Consider the following 17849-nt stretch of genomic DNA (forward strand, 5'->3'; position numbering starts at 1 on the left):
TGGCGCACGTCGGCGTTCGGGCCGCGTTAGCTTCTGGATGTGCAAGGCTGACAGTCCTTATCAAGGCGCGATGCCGAAGGGGCCCTTTGCGGGCGGGCGCGCCTGGACTGCCTCATCGCTGAAAACCTTCTGCGGCTCATGCGTGTCGGTTGGCGCTGCATCTCAGTTCATCTCGGGATCGAACCAGATCGTCGGCCCTGCATCACGTTGCTTGTGCGCTTCACCATAGACTGGCCGGTTCTTGCTCTCGCAGGCGGGAGGTTTAGGCCTTCTCGCGCAAGCCAGTTCCCGCGCGGTATTAAATGGAAAAATCGGTTCTAGAATTGGCAAAAAAACGCGGGATTGATGTCCCATCGCTTTGCATTCGATCTCTGCGATGATGAAGAGCTTCTGTCGTTGCGGCACATCTGTGTCTACGCCCCGGTCGCCCAATCAGACTTTGAACCTGCCGTCGGGCCCCACAAGCGGCGTCGATTCCATGGGCGGTGCTCTTACACGCTTTCCGGTGTGTAGAGGTCCAGTTGAACGGGCTGGTGCGGTGATAATGGGCCGTCGGTGGTGACCGATGCCACCATCTCCGACACAGTATCGCGGCACAAAGTCGGCAATGGCGTCGCCAATGCGAGGCTCACGTATCTTTCCGACAATGCTGCACGGCTATCCGGTGTGATCTCGTTGACGACCAGGGCGACACGACCGGGTGGGCGTGTTTCGCGTAGTGCAGAGATTGCACCTTCCATGCCGCCGCCCGCCACGTATATCCCACGCAGGTCAGGGGTCCGGGCCAAAAGGTCGAGCGTCGCCTCATGGGTCAGTTGCCGGGTGTCGAGGTTGATCATCGTCGGCAATAGCTCGAAGTTCGGGGCATGTTCTCGTAAGTAAGTACGAAAGCCCGTCTCGCGCAACTGGTGGCTGTGCCAGTGATGCCCGCCAATAAAGACCACCAGTTGTCCGGGGTTTTTGATCTGGGTGGTCAGCATCCAGGCTGCGATCCTCCCGACGCGCAGATTATCGGTCCCGAGATATCCAGCTCTCGCCCCTTGGGCGAAATCGTTGAGCAGGGAAAAGGTCGCAACCCCGTCGGCTTTCAGCGCATCGACGACCCGCGTCAACCGGGGATGGTTGGGGGCGACGGCCGCCAGCACGTCGACTTCTCGCCCGAGAGTTTCGAGCGTGGCGGCGAAAGCTTCGGGAGTGGTTGTGTCCGGCGAGCGAATGACACAGGTGCCACGTATGTCAGTGCGGGCCTCGACCGAACGTTCCAATATCTCAGCGAAGGTGCGGTAAAAGCTTTGCGCTGGCTTTGGCAGAACGAACCCCAAACGCAGGCGGGGGAGGGCTTTCGCCTCAATACCAGCAATGCGGTGCGCGCCGGGATAGCCGATGGCCAGCGCCGCTTCGGCTACACTTTCGCGGGTGGCGGCACGCACATTGGTGCGGTTGTTCAACACGCGGTCGACGGTGGCGACACCGACACCGGCCGCAGCGGCGAGGTCTTTGATGGTGGGGCGGTTGGCCATGCCTGCGTCCAGTCTTCTGATGAAAAACCATCATCATTGATGGTCCATATTGATCGAAATTGATGTAAAATCAAGCCCTGGCTGTGTCAGCCTGTCGCACCGTCGCTTATGGTCGGACGAAGGAATCGTAATCCACCGGGGAGGAGCCTGTCATGGAAACGCGCGATTATTCGATGTTGGGAGAGAGCGGGCGGCTGGCCGTTGAAACCGGACTTGCGACCGCCGAATGGTATCATACCCAAGTGCCCCGCAAAGAGATGAAGGCGTTGATGCAACGCGCCGACGGGCCCGCGATCCGCGACACGATCATTCTGTTCGCAGGCATGATGGTCTTTGCAGTGATCGGTGTTGCGCTTTGGCCGTCGCTCTGGTCGCTGCCCTTCTGGCTCGCCTATGGCGTGCTCTACGGAAGCGCGATGGACAGCCGCTGGCACGAATGCAGCCACGGGACCGCGTTCAAGACCCGCAAATACAACGACTGGCTGTATCAGGTCGCTTCGTTCTGCATGATCCGTAATCCGGTCACATGGCGCTGGTCCCATGCCCGCCATCACACTGACACGGTGATCGTGGGCCGCGACCCGGAAATCGCAATAATGCGTCCCCCGGTGTTCTTCAAACTCATCGCCAACTTCTTTGGCATCTTCGACACCATCGACGGGATCAAGCGGATGCTGCTGAATGCCTCCGGGCGTCTGACCGATGAAGAGGCCACTTGGATCCCCGAGCAGGAGCAGCCCAAGGCGATCCGCGTTGCACGGATATGGGTCGTGATCTATGCCACAACCCTCGCGCTGGCTCTGGCGATGGGGTCGATACTGCCGCTGATGGTCATCGGGTTGCCTCGGCTTTTTGGCGCGTGGCATCACGTCATGACCGGGCTTTTGCAGCACGGGGGCCTGGCCGATAACGTCATCGATCACCGGCTGAATTCACGCACGGTCATAATGAACCCGGTGAGCCGCTTCATCTATTGGAACATGAACTACCACGTCGAGCACCATATGTTCCCGATGGTGCCATATCACCGTCTGCCCGAACTGCATGACGCGATCAAGCACGACCTGCCCGCGCCGAACACCTCGATCGCGGACGGGTTTCGCGAGATGTGGCCTGCGCTGCGCCGCCAGCTCAGGAACGAGAATTATTTTGTCAAACGCGACCTGCCGGAGAGTGCGAAACCTTATCGTGAGGATTTCCACGTGGCCGCAATCGCCGCCGAATAACGCAATGATCAGGGAGGAGTGAGGCCATGGCCTGGATCGACGCAATCGCAACGGACGACGTGGACGAAGAGGACCTGATCCGGTTCGACCACGACGGCAAGACCTACTGCATTTATCGCAGCCCGAACGACGAGTTTTTCTGCACCGATGGGCTTTGCACCCACGAACAAGTACATCTCGAGGAGGGACTGGTGATGGACTACGAGATCGAATGCCCCAAGCATAACGCGGCTTTCGATTATCGCACCGGCGAGGCGCTGCGGGCGCCGGCCTGCGTCAATCTCAACACCTATCCTGTAAAGGTCGAAGGCGACCGGGTGCTGATCGAGATATGAGCGGGCTTTATCATCAACGGCTCACTGTGGCCGATATCCGCGCCTTTAAAGGTCAGCGGCAATTGTCGATGCTGTTCGTCGATACGGTCGAGGAAGCCGCGGCGGCCGCTGAAGCGGGGATCGACATGCTGTCGATCATCGACCCGGTCTGGACGCCCGAAATGCGCGAGGCGGCTGGCAATTGCTTTGTGCAGGTGGGGCTGCTTTATGGGCAGCTCGTCACCGCCGAGGACTACCAGCGTGCCGCGCATAGGGTGATGCAGATCGGCGGCGATTGCGTCTATTGCGCCTCGAACCTGTCGACCATCGACCTGTTGGCGAGCGATGGGATCCCGGTGGTGAGCCATGTGGGGCTGATCCCGTCCAAGGCGACCTGGACCGGGGGGTTCAAGGCCGTGGGCAAAACCGCCGAAAGCGCCATGCAGGTGATGGAGGACATCCGGCGGCTCGAGGAGGTCGGCGCCTTTGGCGTGGAGCTCGAGGTGGTTCCCGACCGTGTCGCCGCCGAAATCGCCAAGCGGACCAATCTGGTGCTTTTGGGGATGGGCGCAGGGCCGCATGCGGATGCGCAATACCTCTTTGCCGAGGATGTGCTGGGCTACACCCGAGGACACAAGCCGCGCCATGCCAAGACCTACCGGGACTTTGCAGCGGAATACGAGCGGCTTCAGTCCGAACGGATTGCGGCCTTTTCCGAGTTTCGCGCCGATGTGGACGGGGGTGCCTATCCGGCGCCAGAGCATTCGGTGACGATCAGCGACGCGGAACTGGCGGCCTTTGTCGCAGCGCTCGACTGACCCAACGAAACGCGGCATTCTGATGCGATCAAATCAGGATGCCGCCGATGCCCAAACCGACCTATAGCGATATTGCCGCCCGCGCGAGCGTCGGCACGGCCACGGTCGAACGTGTGTTAAATGGTCGGGGCGGGGTGCGCGAGGTGCTGGTGGAACAGGTCGTGCGCGCCGCGCGGGCGTTGGACTGGCCGGGGCGGCTCCCGGAACGGCACCGGGGCATTCTCAGGGTCGACGTGCTGTTGGTGCGGCCTGAATCGAGCTTTTTCGCTCGGCTCGCCGCCGCTTTCCGCCGGATTGGTGCGACGTTGGACCCGGTGGTGCAGCTCCATGTCACCTTTCTCGACGAAAACGACCCCGAAGCGATTGCCGCCCGGATCGCCAAGCCGTCAATGCGGCGCGCCGGGCTGATCCTCGCGGTGCAGGACGCAGCCCCCGTGCGGGCGGCTTTGGCACAGGTCCGCGCCGAGGGCACGCCGGTGGTGCAGGTGGTGACGCGGGCCGAGGCTGAGACGGATTTCGTGGGCATCGACAATTACGCCGCCGGACGCATGGCCGGACTGATGATGGCGAGGCTGGGGGCGGTGCGTGGTCCGGTGGTAGCGCTGTGTCACTCGCATGTTTACGAGGTCCACCGCGCGCGGATCAAAGGATTCTCGGAGTATCTGGCGGGGCAGGGCGGGACGGTCGATTTCGTCCATGTCGCTTATGGGCTGGACAACCGCGATGTGAGCGCGCGGCGGATGCGCGAGGTTTTGGCACACTGGCCCGACCTGGCTGGGATCTACAACGCGGGCGGGGCGAACACGGCGGTGCTCGACGTGCTGGCGCATGCCGGGCGTGAGGTGTTTTTTGTCGGCCACGAATTGACCGATCTCACGCGCGGCGCGCTTGAGACCGGCCTGGCGAATGTGATTTTCGACCAACTCCCCGAGGCGCAGGCGCGGCGCGGGATCGACGTGATGCTGGCCGCGCTGGGTCTGCTCGACGAGGCGGTGGACAATGCGCCGATCCGGTTTTCGACGATCACGGCGGAAAACCTGTGAGCCGCTTTTGATCTGATCAGATCAAAACCCTTGCGGCGGGATGTCGCAGGCACTGCTATCCCATGTTCCAGGCAAACAGGGAGGAGCGGGGCGCTATGACACCCCTTACCACGTATGAATTGCGGGCCGCGAAAGGCACGCGCACTTGGTTGCAACTCCATGTGGACAGCGGCGCCGAGGCAGCGGCGGCGGTCGAGGCGGGGATCATGATCCTGTCGTGCGAGCCGGACCACACGCTCGTGCCGATCCGTGCGGCGGCCCCCGGCGCGTTCATCTCGGCAGGGATGCCACACGGCACGATTGCCAGCGAAGCCGAGGCGATCCGGGCGGGCTTTGCCATTCTCGAGCGCGGGGCCAACGCGGTCTATTGCTCCCACTCGCCGCGCCTGATCGAAGCGATGGCGCGAGAGGGTATACCGGTGACGGGGCATGTGGGGCTGGTTCCCAATCTTGCGGAATGGACCGGATTTCGCGCTGTGGGCAAGACCGCGGACGAAGCGCTGACGGTGCTGGCCGAGGTGCGCGATCTGGAGAACGCGGGCGCGGCTTGCGTCGAGGTCGAGGTGGTCCCGGTGGAACTGGCCGACCACATCACCCGAACAACCGCCATGGTGACCATGGGCATGGGCTGCGGCGATGTCTGCGATACGCAATATCTGTTTTCCTCGGACGTGCTGGGCACCCATCGGGGACATTATCCGCGCCATTCGAAACGCTACGCCGATTTCGTGGCACTGGAGGCCGAGCTTCAGGCCAAGCGGGTCGCGGCGTTTCGCGACTTTGCCGAGGATGTGGCCAAGGGCGGCTATCCGACGGCAGGACATGAGGTCCGCATGGACCCAGCGGAACTTGAGGCTTTTACCAAACGCGCCCAGACGATCGGGAGGGGCTGATGGACGATCTGCAATTCGGCACGCGCAACAAGCGCGGCGATTATGCGCCCAATGAACCGGCGGGGACTGCGCCTCTGTTCGTCTGGCCGCCGCGCCCCTTGGCGCTGATCAAATGGCTGCCCAGCTATTTCCTGCCTTATAACGCGCTGTTCTTCCTCTCGGCGCTGGCTTGGTGGGCCTGGGTCGTGCCGCCCGTCGCGGTTATGCAAACGCTCGCCTGGGGCTGGGTGCTCAAACTCTTTGCGGTCAACGTGGTGGCGGTGATCGTGTGGTATGGGGCTTTTGAGGTGCAACTCTATATCAGGCGGCGCCAGGGCAATCGGTTTAAATACAACGGGAAATTCCCTGCGGATGCGCCTTCGGACGTGTTTTGGTTCAAGTCCCAGAACATCGACAATTTCCTGCGCGGGATGCTCTCGGGCCTGCCGATCTGGACCGCGTTTCAGGTTGGCGTGCTGTGGGCCTATGCCAATGAGATCGGGCCGTGGGTCAGCTTTGCCGATCATCCGATCTGGCTGGTCGTGCTGGCGCTGATCGTGCCGGTGATCCACGAAGTCCACTTTTTTCTGATCCACCGGATCATTCACACACCGCTTTTGTACAAATGGGTCCATTCGGTGCATCATAATTCGGTCAACCCGAGCCCGTGGTCTTCGCTTTCGATGCATCCGGTGGAGCATTTCGCCTATTTCGCCACGATACTTTATCACCTGGTGTTGCCGTCCAATCCGATCCTCGCGCTCTATCAGTTGCACTACGCGGGCTTTGGCGCCGTGCCGGGGCATGTCGGCTTTGACCGGATCGAGATCGGCGAGGACCGTGCGCTCGAGAGCCACGCCTATATCCACTATCTGCATCACAAGCATTTCGAGGTGAACTACGGCGATGGCCTGATCCCGCTGGACCGCTGGTTCGGCACCTTTCACGACGGGTCGAAAGACGGGCAGGCGCGCATGAACGCCCGCTATCAAGCAAAGAAAGCCCGCCTGAACGCCAAGAAGGAAACCTCCGCATGAGCTGGGTCGACGCCTGTGCCTTTGACGAAATCGAGGTCGAAGACCTTATCCGCTGGGACCATGAGGGGCGCACCTTCGTCATCTATCGCAGTCCTGAGGACGAGGTTTATTGCACCTCCGGGCTGTGCACTCACGAAGAGGTGCATCTGGAGGACGGGCTGGTGATGGAGCATGAGATCGAATGCCCGAAACACAATGCGGCTTTCGATTACCGCACCGGCGAGGCTTTGCGAGCCCCCGCCTGTGTGAACCTGAAAACCTATCCGGCCCGCGTGGTCGGTGGTCGGGTCGAGATCGATCTGTAGAGCCTTCGACAAGGAGGTCCGGCAAATCTCACGCGTGGGCCGGCACGCACAAATTCGGGAGGATTACTGATGAAAAAGGTATGGTTGGCTGCAAGCGCGTTGGCGCTTTTGACTGGCAACGCGAACGCCGAGACCATTGGCATTTCGATGGTCAGTTTCGATGACAATTTCCAGACGCTTTTGCGCACCGGCATGGAGGAGATGGCGGGCGAGATGGGCGTGGACGTGCAGATCGAAGACGCGCAATACGATGTGGCTAAGCAGCTCGACCAGATCAACAACTTCATAGCTTCGGGGGTGGATGCCATCGTGGTGACGGTGGTGGACAGCTCGTCCGCAAACGCGCTGTCGTCGGCGGCCGAGGCGGGTGGCGTGCCGCTGGTCTATGTCAACATCGAGCCCGGGAATGCAGATGCGTTGCCGGACAATCAGGCTTTCGTCGGTTCGAACGAGATCGAAAGCGGCACCATGGGCGCCTATGAAGCGTGCCTGCAACTGCGCGCGGCGGGTAAGTCGAATGGGGCCAACGGCTATATCCTTGCGGGCAACTTTATCCATCAGGCAGCAGTGCAGCGCACCAAGGACGTGCATGACGTGATCGGCATGGACATGTGCAACTTCATCGCGGTCGCGGGTGAAGAAGAAGGCAAGTGGTCGCGCGATACGGCGCAGAACATCATGACCAACTGGCTGTCGACCGGTGAACCGGTAGACGTGGTTTTTGCCAACAACGACGAAATGGCGATCGGGGCCATTCAAGCGCTGAAATCGGTGGGCACCGATATGGAGGACGTGATCGTCGTCGGTGTCGATGCCACGCAGGACGCGTTGGTTGCCATGCAGGCGGGTGAACTGGACGTGACCGTGTTCCAGAATGCCAAGGCTCAAGGCAGCGGCGCATTGGAAGCTGCGCTTGACCTCGCGCGCGGCGAGGATGTGGATCAGAAGGTCTACATTCCCTTTGAACTGGTCACGCCCGACAATATCGAGGGCTACATTTCGGCGAACTGACCACACGCTCCTCCGAGGCGCATCGGGTCTTTTGCGCCTCACCTTGGCGGTCCGGGTTTATCCCGGGCCGCTTATTCGTTCAGACGGTGCGCCAAGCTTGCCAGATCGAGGAATTTCGTCATTATGACGTAAACACGTCAAGAGGGTTCCATGGCAAATCGCCCCACAACCAAGGATGTCGCGCGCGAGGCAGGGGTCTCTGTTACCACTGTTGACCGCGCTTTGAACGGTCGGATGAAAGTGCGCGAGGACACGCTGCGCAAAATCGCCGAGGCCGCACATAAAGTTGGTTATCATGGGCGGGTCTTGTTGGACGAGCGGCTCGACCTGTCCAAGCCGCGCCTCAGGCTTGGGGTCGTCCTGGTCAAAGGCGGCCAGGAGTTCTACCAGAATTTTGCCCGCGAGGTCGAGGCGGCCATGGCGGCACGTTCGGACGTGCGCGGCGAGGTCATCGTGCGGTTCACCGGGTCACAGTCCCCCGACGATTTCGCCCGCGAAATGCTGGCCCTGGGCGACAAGGTCGACGCGATAGCCTGTGTGGCGATCAATCATCAGAAGCTCGACGAAACCGTGCAGGCTCTGAAGGATCGGGGCTTGCCGGTGTTTTCACTTCTGAACGACACCGCGCAGGGCATCCGCAAGATGTATCTTGGCCTGAACAACATGAAAATGGGGCGAACGGCAGCCTGGGTGCTGACACGCACCATGCGCCGTCCGGGCAAACTTGCGGTCTTCGTGGGGGGAAATCGCTGGCACGGGCATGATCTGCGAGAGGTGGGATTCCGGTCGTTTGTCCGGGCCGAGGCGCCCGAATTTACCGTGCTTGATTCGCTGGTCAACCTTGAGACCCGGCAGGTGACCTATGAGGCGACGCTGGACCTTTTGGCCCGGCATTCCGACCTTGCGGGAATCTACGTCGCTGGCGGCGGCATGGAGGGTGCGATAAGGGCCCTTCGCGAGAAACGCCCCCCAGGCAAAGTGGGGTTGGCATGCAACGAATTAACCGACGTAACCCGCGCCGCTTTGGCTGATGGATATGTGCAGATGGTCATGTCGACCCCGCTTGACGAACTGTGTTCGGAATTGATCGAGGCCGTGGTGGCCGCCCGGCGTGACGGTGCGAACGGCGAATCCGTGCAGCGGTTCCTCGATCCGCGCATCTACCTGCCGGAGATGCTGTAATGACGTTAACGCGTCATTTCGCGGGTGCAGAAAACGTCATCATTGACGCAAATACAACTGCGGCAAATTGACCGACTCGGGCAAGCTGTGGTCAGTGTCTCACCAGTTTCGGCGCTAACGCTTGCGCCGACCTGGGAGGACAGCATGAAAAAAGCATTGAACCAGATGACGGTGCCGCACCTGAGCTTTGAGGCATTCCTGGACCTTGCGGCCGATCTGGGTTGTATCGGCGTCGAGGCGCGCAACGACCTGGATGGCTATGATCGCCCGCTGTTCGACGGGATGGACCCGGCCGACGCCGGTGCAATGGTCCGCGCCAAGGGGCTGCGGCTCGTGGGTTTGAGCCAGGTCTATCCGTTCAACACCTGGGACGACGAACGTGCGTCCGAAGTGCGCGACCTGATTGCCACCGCCAAGGACGCCGGGGCCGAGACCATCAGCCTGATCCCGCGCAATGACGGCACCCAAGGAGCCAATGGCGAGCGCCAGGCAAATCTGCGCATCGCCCTGAAAGACATTTATCCGATGTTGGTCGACGCCGATATGCACGCGCTGGTCGAACCGCTTGGCTTCAACCGTTCGTCGTTGCGGTTCAAATCGGAACTCATTGAAACGATCAAGGATCTGGGCGTCGCGGATCGGGTCCGGATCGTGCACGACACCTTCCACCACATTCTGGCCGGTGGCGGTGAATTCTTTCCAGAGCACACGGGCATCGTGCACATCTCGGCGGTGGTCGATCCGGCACTCGCTGTGGATCAGATGGAGGACGAGCATCGCGTGCTGGTGGGAGAAGAAGACCGCCTCGAGAACGCCCAACAAATCTCGGCATTGCTGGCGGCGGGCTATGACGGGCCGGTGTCCTACGAATGCTTCGCGCCTGAAACGCAACAGTTGACCAACCCGAAAGAGGCCATCGCCGCCTCCTTCGCGTTCATCGAATCCCGGATCACGGCCGAGGCCCTCTGATCTGCGATATGCCCTGTAAAAGGGCTTCCGGCAGAGGAAAAGGTGTGCCGGACACCAATTTTTGGGAGGACTTCCATGAAAAAGACCCTTATTGCCGCCACCGCTTTCGCATCCCTTATGGGAACGTCCGCGATGGCCGAGACCGTCGGCGTGTCGATGGCGCTGTTTGACGACAACTTTCTGACCGTGCTGCGCAACGGGATCGACGAATACGCGGGCACGCTCGATGGCGTGGATGTGCAGATCGAGGACGCGCAAAACGACGTGGCCAAGCAGCTTGACCAGATCAACAACTTCGTCGCCTCTGGCGTCGACGCGATCATCGTGAACCCGGTCGACACCTCGGCCACCGAAGCCATGACCGCCGCTGCCGCCAGCGCCAATGTGCCGCTCGTCTATGTCAACCGTCAGCCGATCAACATTGATACGCTGCCCGACAATCAGGCCTTTGTCGCATCGAACGAAGTCGACTCTGGCACGCTTGAAACCATCGAAATCTGCCGCTTGCTGGAAGAGCAGGGCAAGAACCCGGCCAACATCTACATCATGATGGGCGAACTTTCGAACCAAGCCGCCGTGCAGCGGACTGCCGACATTCACGACGTTATGGAAGCGGGTAAATGCGCCGTCGAAATGAACATCCTTGACGAGCAGACCGCCAACTGGTCGCGTGACGAAGCGCAGGATCTGATGACCAACTGGCTGTCGACGGGCGAGCCCTTCGACGCCCTGATTGCCAACAACGACGAAATGGCCATTGGTGCCATTCAGGCGATGAAGGCCAACGGCATGTCGATGGATGACGTGGTTGTGGGCGGCATCGACGCCACGCAGGACGCTTTGGCCGCAATGGCTGCGGGTGACCTCGACGTCACCGTGCTCCAGAACGCCGCCGGTCAAGGGCAGGGCGCGCTCGACGCCGCCCTGAAACTCGCCCGTGGCGAAGATGTGGATCAGAAGGTCTGGGTGCCCTTCGAGTTGGTGACGCCGGCCAATATCGACGACTACACGTCGAAAAACTGATCCAGACGGATCGCTGAAAACACGGGGCGGCAGGCATTCTGCCGTCCTTGCAAGGCCCAAAAATGGAGGGCCACATGGGGAGGAAGCCATGTCCGAATCGACGCATGGAATTGGGGGTTTGACGTTCGACGCGAAAAAACGCGCCCGCCCCCCGGAATTGAACGTTCTGTTCGCTCTGATCTTGATTATCGGCGTGTTCGAACTGCTCGGCGCGTTTCTGATGGGCCAGAGCTTCCTGTTCGACAGCGCGGACCGCTTTGACTCATTTCTGAACGAAGCCCGCCTCAAAATCATTATTCTTCAGGTGTCGATCATCGGGATCATCGCGATCGGATCTACACAGGTCATCATCTCGGGCGGGATCGACCTGTCACCGGGATCGGTGGTTGGTCTAACCGCCATGATCGCAATGTCGTTCGCACAGGTGGCCGAGGTGAACGGCAACCCCAATCCCAAGGCCGTATTCGGCCCTGCCTGGATGGATCTTCCGGCCATAGTGCCGCTTGTGGTCGGGCTTTCCGTCGGGATCGCCGCCGGTCTGATCAACGGGCTGCTCATCGCATACACCCGCATCCCCCCTTTCATCGCGACGCTGGGGATGATGGTGACCGCACGCGGGGCCGCCAAGTGGTGGACCAAGGGCCAGCCCGTATCGTTCCCAACCGAAGGCTATGCCTCGATCGGTCAGGGTATGATGCCGGTCTTGCTGTTCATCCTGCTGGCAGTCCTGTTCGCTCTGATTCTTCGGTTCACCGTCTACGGCAAACGCACCTATGCGATCGGCTCCAACGAAGACGCCGCCCGGATGTCGGGTATCAACGTCGCCCGCCACAAGGTCCTGGTCTATACCATCGCAGGTGCCTTGGCCGCCTTTGCCGCCGTGGTTCTGTCGGCCAAGAACCTGACCGCGCAGGCAGGCATGGGTGTGATGTACGAACTCGACGCCATCGCCATGACCGTCATCGGCGGCGTGAGCCTTGCCGGTGGGCGTGGTTCGATTGTCGGCACCGTTCTGGGCGCTCTGATCTTTGGCGTAATCATCTCGGGTTTCACGTTTCTGCGCCTCGACGCCTATTACCAAGAGATGGTCAAGGGCGCGATCATCGTGGGGGCCGTCGTTCTCGACCAGTGGCGTCAAGGCCGCATGGCCGCGAAGATGTAAGGGAGGACATCATGAGCGATCTACAAACCAATATTTCGAGCGGTGAGTTTCCCCATGACGCCCCCGGCACGTCCGATGTCATTCTGGAAACCCGAGGTCTGACCAAACACTATGGCGGCGTACACGCTCTGGAGAATGCTAATTTCACCCTGCGCAAGGGCGAACACGTGGCGATCATGGGCGACAACGGGGCGGGCAAATCCACTTTCGTGCGCCAGATCACCGGGGTCGAACAATTCACCCGTGGCGAGATCATCTTCGACGGGAAGAACGTGAAGTTCGAAAACCCGATGGAGGCGCGTCAGGCCGGGATCGAAACCGTGTTCCAGACGCTGGCGCTGGCCGATCAGCTGGACGTGCCGGACAACCTGTTTCTGGGGCGCGAGCTGGTGAAGTTCAAACTGGGGCCGTTCTCGATCCTCGATTACAAGGCCATGCGCGAACGGACCATGGAGGCCTTGGTGAAGACCGGGGTCAAGATCCCAAACATCCGCGGCACCATCGAACGGATGTCGGGTGGCCAGCGTCAGTGCGTTGCCATCGCCCGCACCGCGACGTTCCATTCGAAGCTAACCATCATGGACGAGCCGACCGCGGCGCTTGGCGTGCAGGAAACCGCACAGGTCGAGAACATCATCCGCACCTTGAAAGAACAGGGCGAGCCCCTGATCCTCATCAGCCACAACATGCGGCAGGTGATGGACTTGTGCGACCGTATCGTGGTGTTCCGCCGCGGCCGCATCTGCGCCGATATCGACATCACCGCAGGCGACGTCACAGGCGAAGAGGTGGTCGCTTATATCACGGGCGCCAAGACGCAACCGCAATTCGAAGACGCAGCCTAACCTCCCGGGCGGGTCGGGGAAATTGCCTCCCGGCCTGCCGATTAGGCTTTACGGAGATCAACATGAAACTTGGTCTGGTCGGATATGGCTTTGGTGGCCGCGTTTTTCACGCGCCCTTCATCCGCGCCGCAGAAGGTGTCGAGATCGCGGGCGTGGTCGCACGGTCGCCGGACAAGATCGCCGCATTGGCCAGCGAGCTGCCCGGCGTGCCGGTCTATGCCAGCCTGACCGAGATGATCGTGGCGGGCGGTGTCGAGGTGGTGACGATCACGACCCCGCCCGAGACCCACAAGCCGCTCGTGCTCGAAGCGATTGCGGCGGGGCTTCACGTCGTCTGCGACAAACCCTTTGCCCCGACACTTCCCGATGCTATCGAGATGGCCGAGGCCGCCCGCGCGACCGGAGTTCTTTTGAACGTGTTTCACAATCGCCGCTGGGACAGCGATTTTGCCACGTTTCGTGCTTTGGTCGAGGATGGGCGTCTGGGGCAGGTGCTTAGGGTCCACAACCGGATGGATTTCGACGACCCCGGCACGCTCGAAGCCGGGCCCGGTGGCGGGCTCTTGCGTGATCTGGGCAGTCATATCGTCGATCAGATGCTGGTGGCCTTTGGCCCTGCGGTTTCGGTATCGGGACAGGTCGACCATGTCAGCCTCGATGCGGGCGACACCGACGCGAGTTTCGCGCTCCACCTCACCCACGAAAGCGGCACGCACAGCTACATAACGGCGACGAAAATCCACCACTTCACGGAACGTGAAATCCGCGCCTATGGCACCCTGGGGACCTATGTGGCGAATGGCACCGACGTGCAGGCTCGCAGCGTGATCGAAGGCACTGCGCCGCACAACGGTCCGGGCTGGGGCATCGAACCCAAGGCGGGCTGGGGCAGGCTTCACACCAGCGCGGGCGCCGAAACGATCCCTTGCCTCCAGTCGCGCATTCAAGACCTGTACACCGACTTCGCGCGCGCTGTGCGCGGCGGCGGCGACGGGCCGGTCCCATTGGCAGGCGCGCTTCATACCGTGGCCGTGCTGGATGCAGCCCGCGAGGCGGCCCGCGACGGGCGCACCGTCTATCTGAACAAGACCCACTGACACGCCCAACACCGGCTTCTGGAGAGACCACAATGACCACTCGTTTTGCCATTCTCGGCGCTGGCCGCATCGGACAAGTTCACGCCCGTGCCGTTACTTCGAATACGGCGGCCCGCCTCGTTGCGATCGCCGAACCCTTTGCCGATGCCGCCCAGAAGGTCGCCGCGCAATACGGCTGTGACATACGCTCCATCGACGAGATCGCCACCTCCGACGATGTCGACGCCGTGGTCATCTGCACTCCCACCGACACTCATGCCGACTTGATCGAGCAATTCGCCCGTGCTGGAAAGGCCGTCTTTTGCGAAAAGCCCGTAGATCTGGCGGTGGACCGCGTAAAGGCCGCACTCGCCATCGTCGAGGCGGAAAACGCGGCTCTGATGGTCGGTTTCAATCGACGGTTCGACCCGGACTTCATGGCGCTTAAAGCCGCTATCGACGAGGGCCGGATCGGCGACGTTGAAATGATTACCATCACCTCGCGGGATCCCGGCGCACCGCCTGCCGAATACATCAAGGTGTCTGGCGGCATTTTCCGCGACATGACGATCCACGATTTCGATGTGGCGCGCTGGCTCCTGGGCGAAGAGATCAAGACGGTCTATGCCGCCGCCTCGGTCCTGACCGACCCCGAGATCGGCACCCTTGGCGACTACGACAGCGCCAACGTGGTGCTTACGACAGCCTCGGGCAAGCAGTGCACAATCACCAACAGCCGCCGCGCCTCCTATGGTTATGACCAGCGGATCGAAGTGCTTGGGTCCAAGGGTATGGTCGCGGCCAAGAACACCGCCGAAGCGAATATCCTTATGGCGGACGAGGCCGGGTTCCACGAGCCTCCGCTGCTCAATTTCTTCATGACCCGCTACACGGCAGCCTATGCCAACGAAATCGCGGCCTTCGTCGCCTCGATTGAGGATGGCGCACCGATGCCGACGACCGGCAAAGATGGCCTGAAGGCGCTGGAACTCGCCGAGGCCGCTCTGGAGTCCGTACGCACCGCTGCTGCTGTCACGCTGGACTAAGAACTCGAAGCCAACCGATCCGAGAACCGCGCGTGAGACCTGAAAGGCACAAGAGATGAAAATCGCCCTCGACCCGTTTATGCATCGCCACCTCTCGCTCGAAGAGTTGCCGTCGAAGGTCAAAGAGCTTGGCTACGACTGGATCGAGCTGTCGCCGCGTGGCGACTTCCTTGAGTGGTTCAAAGCCCCGCGTGTCTTTCCCGACCGCATCAAGAGCTTCAAGAAGGCGCTGAAGGATGCGGACGTGGGGATCGCCACGCTGCTGCCGATGTATCGCTGGGCCTCGAACGACGAGGACGAGCGCAAGGCCGCCGTGAAGCATTGGAAGCGCGCCATCGAGATCGCGGTCGAGATGGAAGTGGACACGATGAATTCCGAATTCGGCCGTGGCCCGCACCCGGACAAAGGCACCTGCTACTGCTGCCACACCGGGTCGATGATCGAAGCCTGCGAGGATGCCTGGTGGCGGTCGATGGACGAGCTAGTACCTATCTTCGAGCGTGAGGGCATCAACCTTCACATCGAGCCGCACCCCGAGGACTGGGTCGAGACGCTTCAGCCGTCGGTGGACCTCATCCGCACCGTAAACTCGGACCGCGTGAAATTCCTCTACTGCACGCCGCACACCTTCTATTTCGGTGACGATACGGTCGCGATGCTCAAGGAATGCGCGGATGTGCTGGCCCATGTCCACATCGCCGACACGTTCAACCACAAGGCCAGCTCCGGCCTGCGCTACATCATCAACCCGCCGGGCTCGACCGCGCGCGTGCACCAGCATCTGAACATCGGGCAGGGCGAAGTGCCGTGGGACGATTTCTACCGCACGCTCGCCGAGATCGGCTTCGACGGAATCATGACCGCCTGCGTTTTCGCCTGGGAAGAAAAGGCCGACGAGAGCGGCACGTTCATGCGCGCAGAGATGCAGCGCTACATCGACAAATACTTCGACTGACTCTGAAAGACGCGCGACATCTCTGAAGGACGAGACCATGAATGAAGAGCTGAAAATCGGTGTGATCGGAACCGGCATGATCGGGCAGGACCACATCCGCCGTATTACCGAGGTGCTGTCGGGAGCGCGCGTCACCGCTGTGACCGATGCCGACCGGACCCGCGCCGAAGAGGTCGGGGCACGGCGCGGGGCAACGGTGTTCGCGGACTCCGCCAGCCTGATCTCAAGCGACGATGTGGACGCGGTGATGATCTGTAGCTGGGGGCCGGCCCATATCGACGCTGTCTTGCCCGCCTTGGCGGCCGGCAAGCCGGTCTTCGTGGAAAAGCCGCTCGCGACCTCGCAGGGAGACTGTGTGAAAATCATCGAGGCCGAAGTGGCCGCCGGGAAACGTCTGATTCAGATCGGATATATGCGGCGCTATGATGCCGCCTATGCTGCGCTCAAGGCCACGATCGACAGCGGCGCCATTGGCGCGCCGCTTATGTATCACTCGGCGCATCGCAACGCGTCGGTGCCGCCCGATCTTTATACCGACGACATGGCGATTGCCGATACGATGGTGCACGACATCGACGTGGCGCGGTTCCTTTTGGATGAAGAAGTGTCCCAAATCCGTGTGATCGCGGGGCGCAAGAACTCGGTCGGAGGCGCCTTGCGCGACCCGATCCTTGGCGTGATGGAGATGTCCGGCGGCGCGATCGTGACTGTCGAGGTCAGTGTGAACATCGGCTATGGCTATGACATTCGCGGCGAGGTCTCGGGCGAAACCGGCACCGCGGAACTCGCCGAAAGCAACCATGTGGTCGTCAAATCCGGTGACGGCTTTGCCGGACGGGTGCCCGCCGACTGGCGCGAGCGGTTCATCGAAGCCTACGACACCGAAGTGCAGGATTTCATCGACAATGCCAGAAAAGGCGTGGTCGGCGGACCATCGGCCTGGGACGGATACGCCATTCAGGTCGTCTCGGATGCCGGGATCGAAGCCGCCCGAAGTGGTCGAGCCGTGCCCTGCGCCATGATCGAAAAACCCACGCTATACAACTGAGACAGGCGAGCGATCCCATGACCAAACTTGACGTCATCACCATCGGCCGGGCGGGGGTCGACCTTTACGGCGACCAGATCGGCGGCCGGCTTGAGGATATGGGATCGTTCTCGAAGTATATCGGGGGGTCACCGACGAACATCGCGGCGGGGACGGCAAGGCTGGGGCTGAAGTCCGCGCTGATCAGCCGGGTCGGGGACGAGCATATGGGGCGCTTCATCGTCGAAGAGCTGGCGCGCGAGGGGGTGAACACGGATGGGATCGTGACCGACCCCGAACGGCTGACCGCGCTCGTCATCCTCGGTATCCGCGACGAGGAACAGTTTCCGCTGATCTTCTACCGCGAGAACTGCGCGGACATGGCGCTGTGCGAGGATGACATCGACCCGGACTTCGT

19 protein-coding genes are annotated in these 17849 nt (G+C 61.3%); 18 read left to right on the top strand and 1 reads right to left on the bottom strand.

Annotated features, from left to right (window positions below; all coding sequences use genetic code 11):
* Positions 1-491 precede the first annotated feature (491 nt).
* Positions 492-1520, bottom strand: coding sequence for a LacI family DNA-binding transcriptional regulator (locus KJP28_RS17955; RefSeq protein WP_218393998.1), 1029 nt, complete (start codon positions 1518-1520; stop codon positions 492-494).
* Between the two features lie 152 nt (positions 1521-1672).
* Here KJP28_RS17955 and KJP28_RS17960 point away from each other — a divergent pair, with 152 nt between their 5' ends.
* The 18 genes from KJP28_RS17960 to KJP28_RS18045 all read left to right on the top strand — a co-directional run.
* Entirely contained in the window at positions 1673-2746 is a 1074-nt protein-coding gene (locus KJP28_RS17960) for a fatty acid desaturase family protein (RefSeq protein ID WP_218393999.1), read from the top strand.
* Between the two features lie 26 nt (positions 2747-2772).
* Positions 2773-3081, top strand: a complete 309-nt coding sequence (locus KJP28_RS17965; RefSeq protein ID WP_218394000.1) for a MocE family 2Fe-2S type ferredoxin — start codon at positions 2773-2775, stop codon at positions 3079-3081.
* Positions 3078-3878, top strand: coding sequence for a 3-methyl-2-oxobutanoate hydroxymethyltransferase (locus tag KJP28_RS17970; protein WP_218394001.1), 801 nt, complete (start codon positions 3078-3080; stop codon positions 3876-3878). The genes KJP28_RS17965 and KJP28_RS17970 overlap by 4 nt, the downstream gene beginning before the upstream one ends.
* Before the next feature lie 47 nt (positions 3879-3925).
* The gene (locus KJP28_RS17975; RefSeq protein WP_255552454.1) at positions 3926-4921 is read left to right on the top strand and encodes a LacI family DNA-binding transcriptional regulator; all 996 of its coding nucleotides are present in this window, start codon (positions 3926-3928) and stop codon (positions 4919-4921) included.
* A 62-nt stretch (positions 4922-4983) separates the two neighbouring features.
* Entirely contained in the window at positions 4984-5814 is an 831-nt protein-coding gene (locus KJP28_RS17980; RefSeq protein ID WP_255552455.1) for a 3-methyl-2-oxobutanoate hydroxymethyltransferase, read from the top strand.
* Positions 5814-6830, top strand: a complete 1017-nt coding sequence (locus KJP28_RS17985; RefSeq protein ID WP_218394004.1) for a sterol desaturase family protein — start codon at positions 5814-5816, stop codon at positions 6828-6830. The genes KJP28_RS17980 and KJP28_RS17985 overlap by 1 nt, the downstream gene beginning before the upstream one ends.
* Positions 6827-7135: a MocE family 2Fe-2S type ferredoxin gene (locus tag KJP28_RS17990; protein WP_218394005.1), complete on the top strand. Its 309-nt coding sequence runs from the start codon at positions 6827-6829 to the stop codon at positions 7133-7135. The genes KJP28_RS17985 and KJP28_RS17990 overlap by 4 nt, the downstream gene beginning before the upstream one ends.
* Positions 7136-7204: 69 nt before the next feature.
* Positions 7205-8146 carry a substrate-binding domain-containing protein gene (locus tag KJP28_RS17995; protein WP_218394006.1) on the top strand — a complete coding sequence of 314 codons (942 nt, stop codon included), beginning with the start codon at positions 7205-7207 and terminating at the stop codon, positions 8144-8146.
* Between the two features lie 150 nt (positions 8147-8296).
* Entirely contained in the window at positions 8297-9328 is a 1032-nt protein-coding gene (locus KJP28_RS18000; protein ID WP_218394007.1) for a LacI family DNA-binding transcriptional regulator, read from the top strand.
* Positions 9329-9472: 144 nt separating this feature from the next.
* Entirely contained in the window at positions 9473-10297 is an 825-nt protein-coding gene (locus KJP28_RS18005; RefSeq protein ID WP_218394008.1) for a TIM barrel protein, read from the top strand.
* A 75-nt stretch (positions 10298-10372) separates the two neighbouring features.
* A complete protein-coding gene (locus tag KJP28_RS18010; RefSeq protein WP_218394009.1) occupies positions 10373-11320 on the top strand; it encodes a sugar ABC transporter substrate-binding protein in 948 nt (315 codons plus the stop codon).
* An 88-nt stretch (positions 11321-11408) separates the two neighbouring features.
* Positions 11409-12482, top strand: coding sequence for an ABC transporter permease (locus KJP28_RS18015; RefSeq protein WP_218394010.1), 1074 nt, complete (start codon positions 11409-11411; stop codon positions 12480-12482).
* Between the two features lie 11 nt (positions 12483-12493).
* Positions 12494-13327 (top strand): ATP-binding cassette domain-containing protein, encoded by an 834-nt coding sequence (locus KJP28_RS18020; protein WP_218394011.1) that lies wholly within the window; start codon positions 12494-12496, stop codon positions 13325-13327.
* A gap of 62 nt (positions 13328-13389) precedes the next feature.
* Entirely contained in the window at positions 13390-14424 is a 1035-nt protein-coding gene (locus KJP28_RS18025) for a Gfo/Idh/MocA family protein (RefSeq protein ID WP_218394012.1), read from the top strand.
* A gap of 32 nt (positions 14425-14456) precedes the next feature.
* The gene (gene iolG / locus KJP28_RS18030; protein ID WP_218394013.1) at positions 14457-15449 is read left to right on the top strand and encodes an inositol 2-dehydrogenase; all 993 of its coding nucleotides are present in this window, start codon (positions 14457-14459) and stop codon (positions 15447-15449) included.
* A gap of 55 nt (positions 15450-15504) precedes the next feature.
* Positions 15505-16404, top strand: a complete 900-nt coding sequence (locus tag KJP28_RS18035) for a sugar phosphate isomerase/epimerase family protein (protein ID WP_218393442.1) — start codon at positions 15505-15507, stop codon at positions 16402-16404.
* A 37-nt stretch (positions 16405-16441) separates the two neighbouring features.
* Positions 16442-17452, top strand: a complete 1011-nt coding sequence (locus tag KJP28_RS18040; protein WP_218394014.1) for a Gfo/Idh/MocA family oxidoreductase — start codon at positions 16442-16444, stop codon at positions 17450-17452.
* A 17-nt stretch (positions 17453-17469) separates the two neighbouring features.
* Positions 17470-17849: PfkB family carbohydrate kinase (locus KJP28_RS18045; RefSeq protein WP_255552456.1), on the top strand; the 380-nt coding region annotated here is incomplete at its 3' end.

This window comes from Maritimibacter dapengensis, from assembly GCF_019218265.1.
In the GTDB taxonomy this organism is placed as follows: domain Bacteria; phylum Pseudomonadota; class Alphaproteobacteria; order Rhodobacterales; family Rhodobacteraceae; genus Maritimibacter; species Maritimibacter dapengensis.

Coding starts and splice junctions, on each gene's coding strand:
- KJP28_RS17975 (WP_255552454.1), top strand. CDS start 3,926: ATGCCCAAACCGACCTATAGCGATATTGCCGCCCGCGCGAGCGTCGGC.
- KJP28_RS18040 (WP_218394014.1), top strand. CDS start 16,442: ATGAATGAAGAGCTGAAAATCGGTGTGATCGGAACCGGCATGATCGGG.
- KJP28_RS17960 (WP_218393999.1), top strand. CDS start 1,673: ATGGAAACGCGCGATTATTCGATGTTGGGAGAGAGCGGGCGGCTGGCC.
- KJP28_RS17965 (WP_218394000.1), top strand. CDS start 2,773: ATGGCCTGGATCGACGCAATCGCAACGGACGACGTGGACGAAGAGGAC.
- KJP28_RS18005 (WP_218394008.1), top strand. CDS start 9,473: ATGAAAAAAGCATTGAACCAGATGACGGTGCCGCACCTGAGCTTTGAG.
- KJP28_RS17985 (WP_218394004.1), top strand. CDS start 5,814: ATGGACGATCTGCAATTCGGCACGCGCAACAAGCGCGGCGATTATGCG.
- KJP28_RS17980 (WP_255552455.1), top strand. CDS start 4,984: ATGTTCCAGGCAAACAGGGAGGAGCGGGGCGCTATGACACCCCTTACC.
- KJP28_RS18035 (WP_218393442.1), top strand. CDS start 15,505: ATGAAAATCGCCCTCGACCCGTTTATGCATCGCCACCTCTCGCTCGAA.
- KJP28_RS18015 (WP_218394010.1), top strand. CDS start 11,409: ATGTCCGAATCGACGCATGGAATTGGGGGTTTGACGTTCGACGCGAAA.
- KJP28_RS18000 (WP_218394007.1), top strand. CDS start 8,297: ATGGCAAATCGCCCCACAACCAAGGATGTCGCGCGCGAGGCAGGGGTC.
- KJP28_RS18025 (WP_218394012.1), top strand. CDS start 13,390: ATGAAACTTGGTCTGGTCGGATATGGCTTTGGTGGCCGCGTTTTTCAC.
- KJP28_RS17995 (WP_218394006.1), top strand. CDS start 7,205: ATGAAAAAGGTATGGTTGGCTGCAAGCGCGTTGGCGCTTTTGACTGGC.
- KJP28_RS18010 (WP_218394009.1), top strand. CDS start 10,373: ATGAAAAAGACCCTTATTGCCGCCACCGCTTTCGCATCCCTTATGGGA.
- KJP28_RS17970 (WP_218394001.1), top strand. CDS start 3,078: ATGAGCGGGCTTTATCATCAACGGCTCACTGTGGCCGATATCCGCGCC.
- iolG (WP_218394013.1), top strand. CDS start 14,457: ATGACCACTCGTTTTGCCATTCTCGGCGCTGGCCGCATCGGACAAGTT.
- KJP28_RS17990 (WP_218394005.1), top strand. CDS start 6,827: ATGAGCTGGGTCGACGCCTGTGCCTTTGACGAAATCGAGGTCGAAGAC.
- KJP28_RS18020 (WP_218394011.1), top strand. CDS start 12,494: ATGAGCGATCTACAAACCAATATTTCGAGCGGTGAGTTTCCCCATGAC.
- KJP28_RS17955 (WP_218393998.1), bottom strand. CDS start 1,520: ATGGCCAACCGCCCCACCATCAAAGACCTCGCCGCTGCGGCCGGTGTC.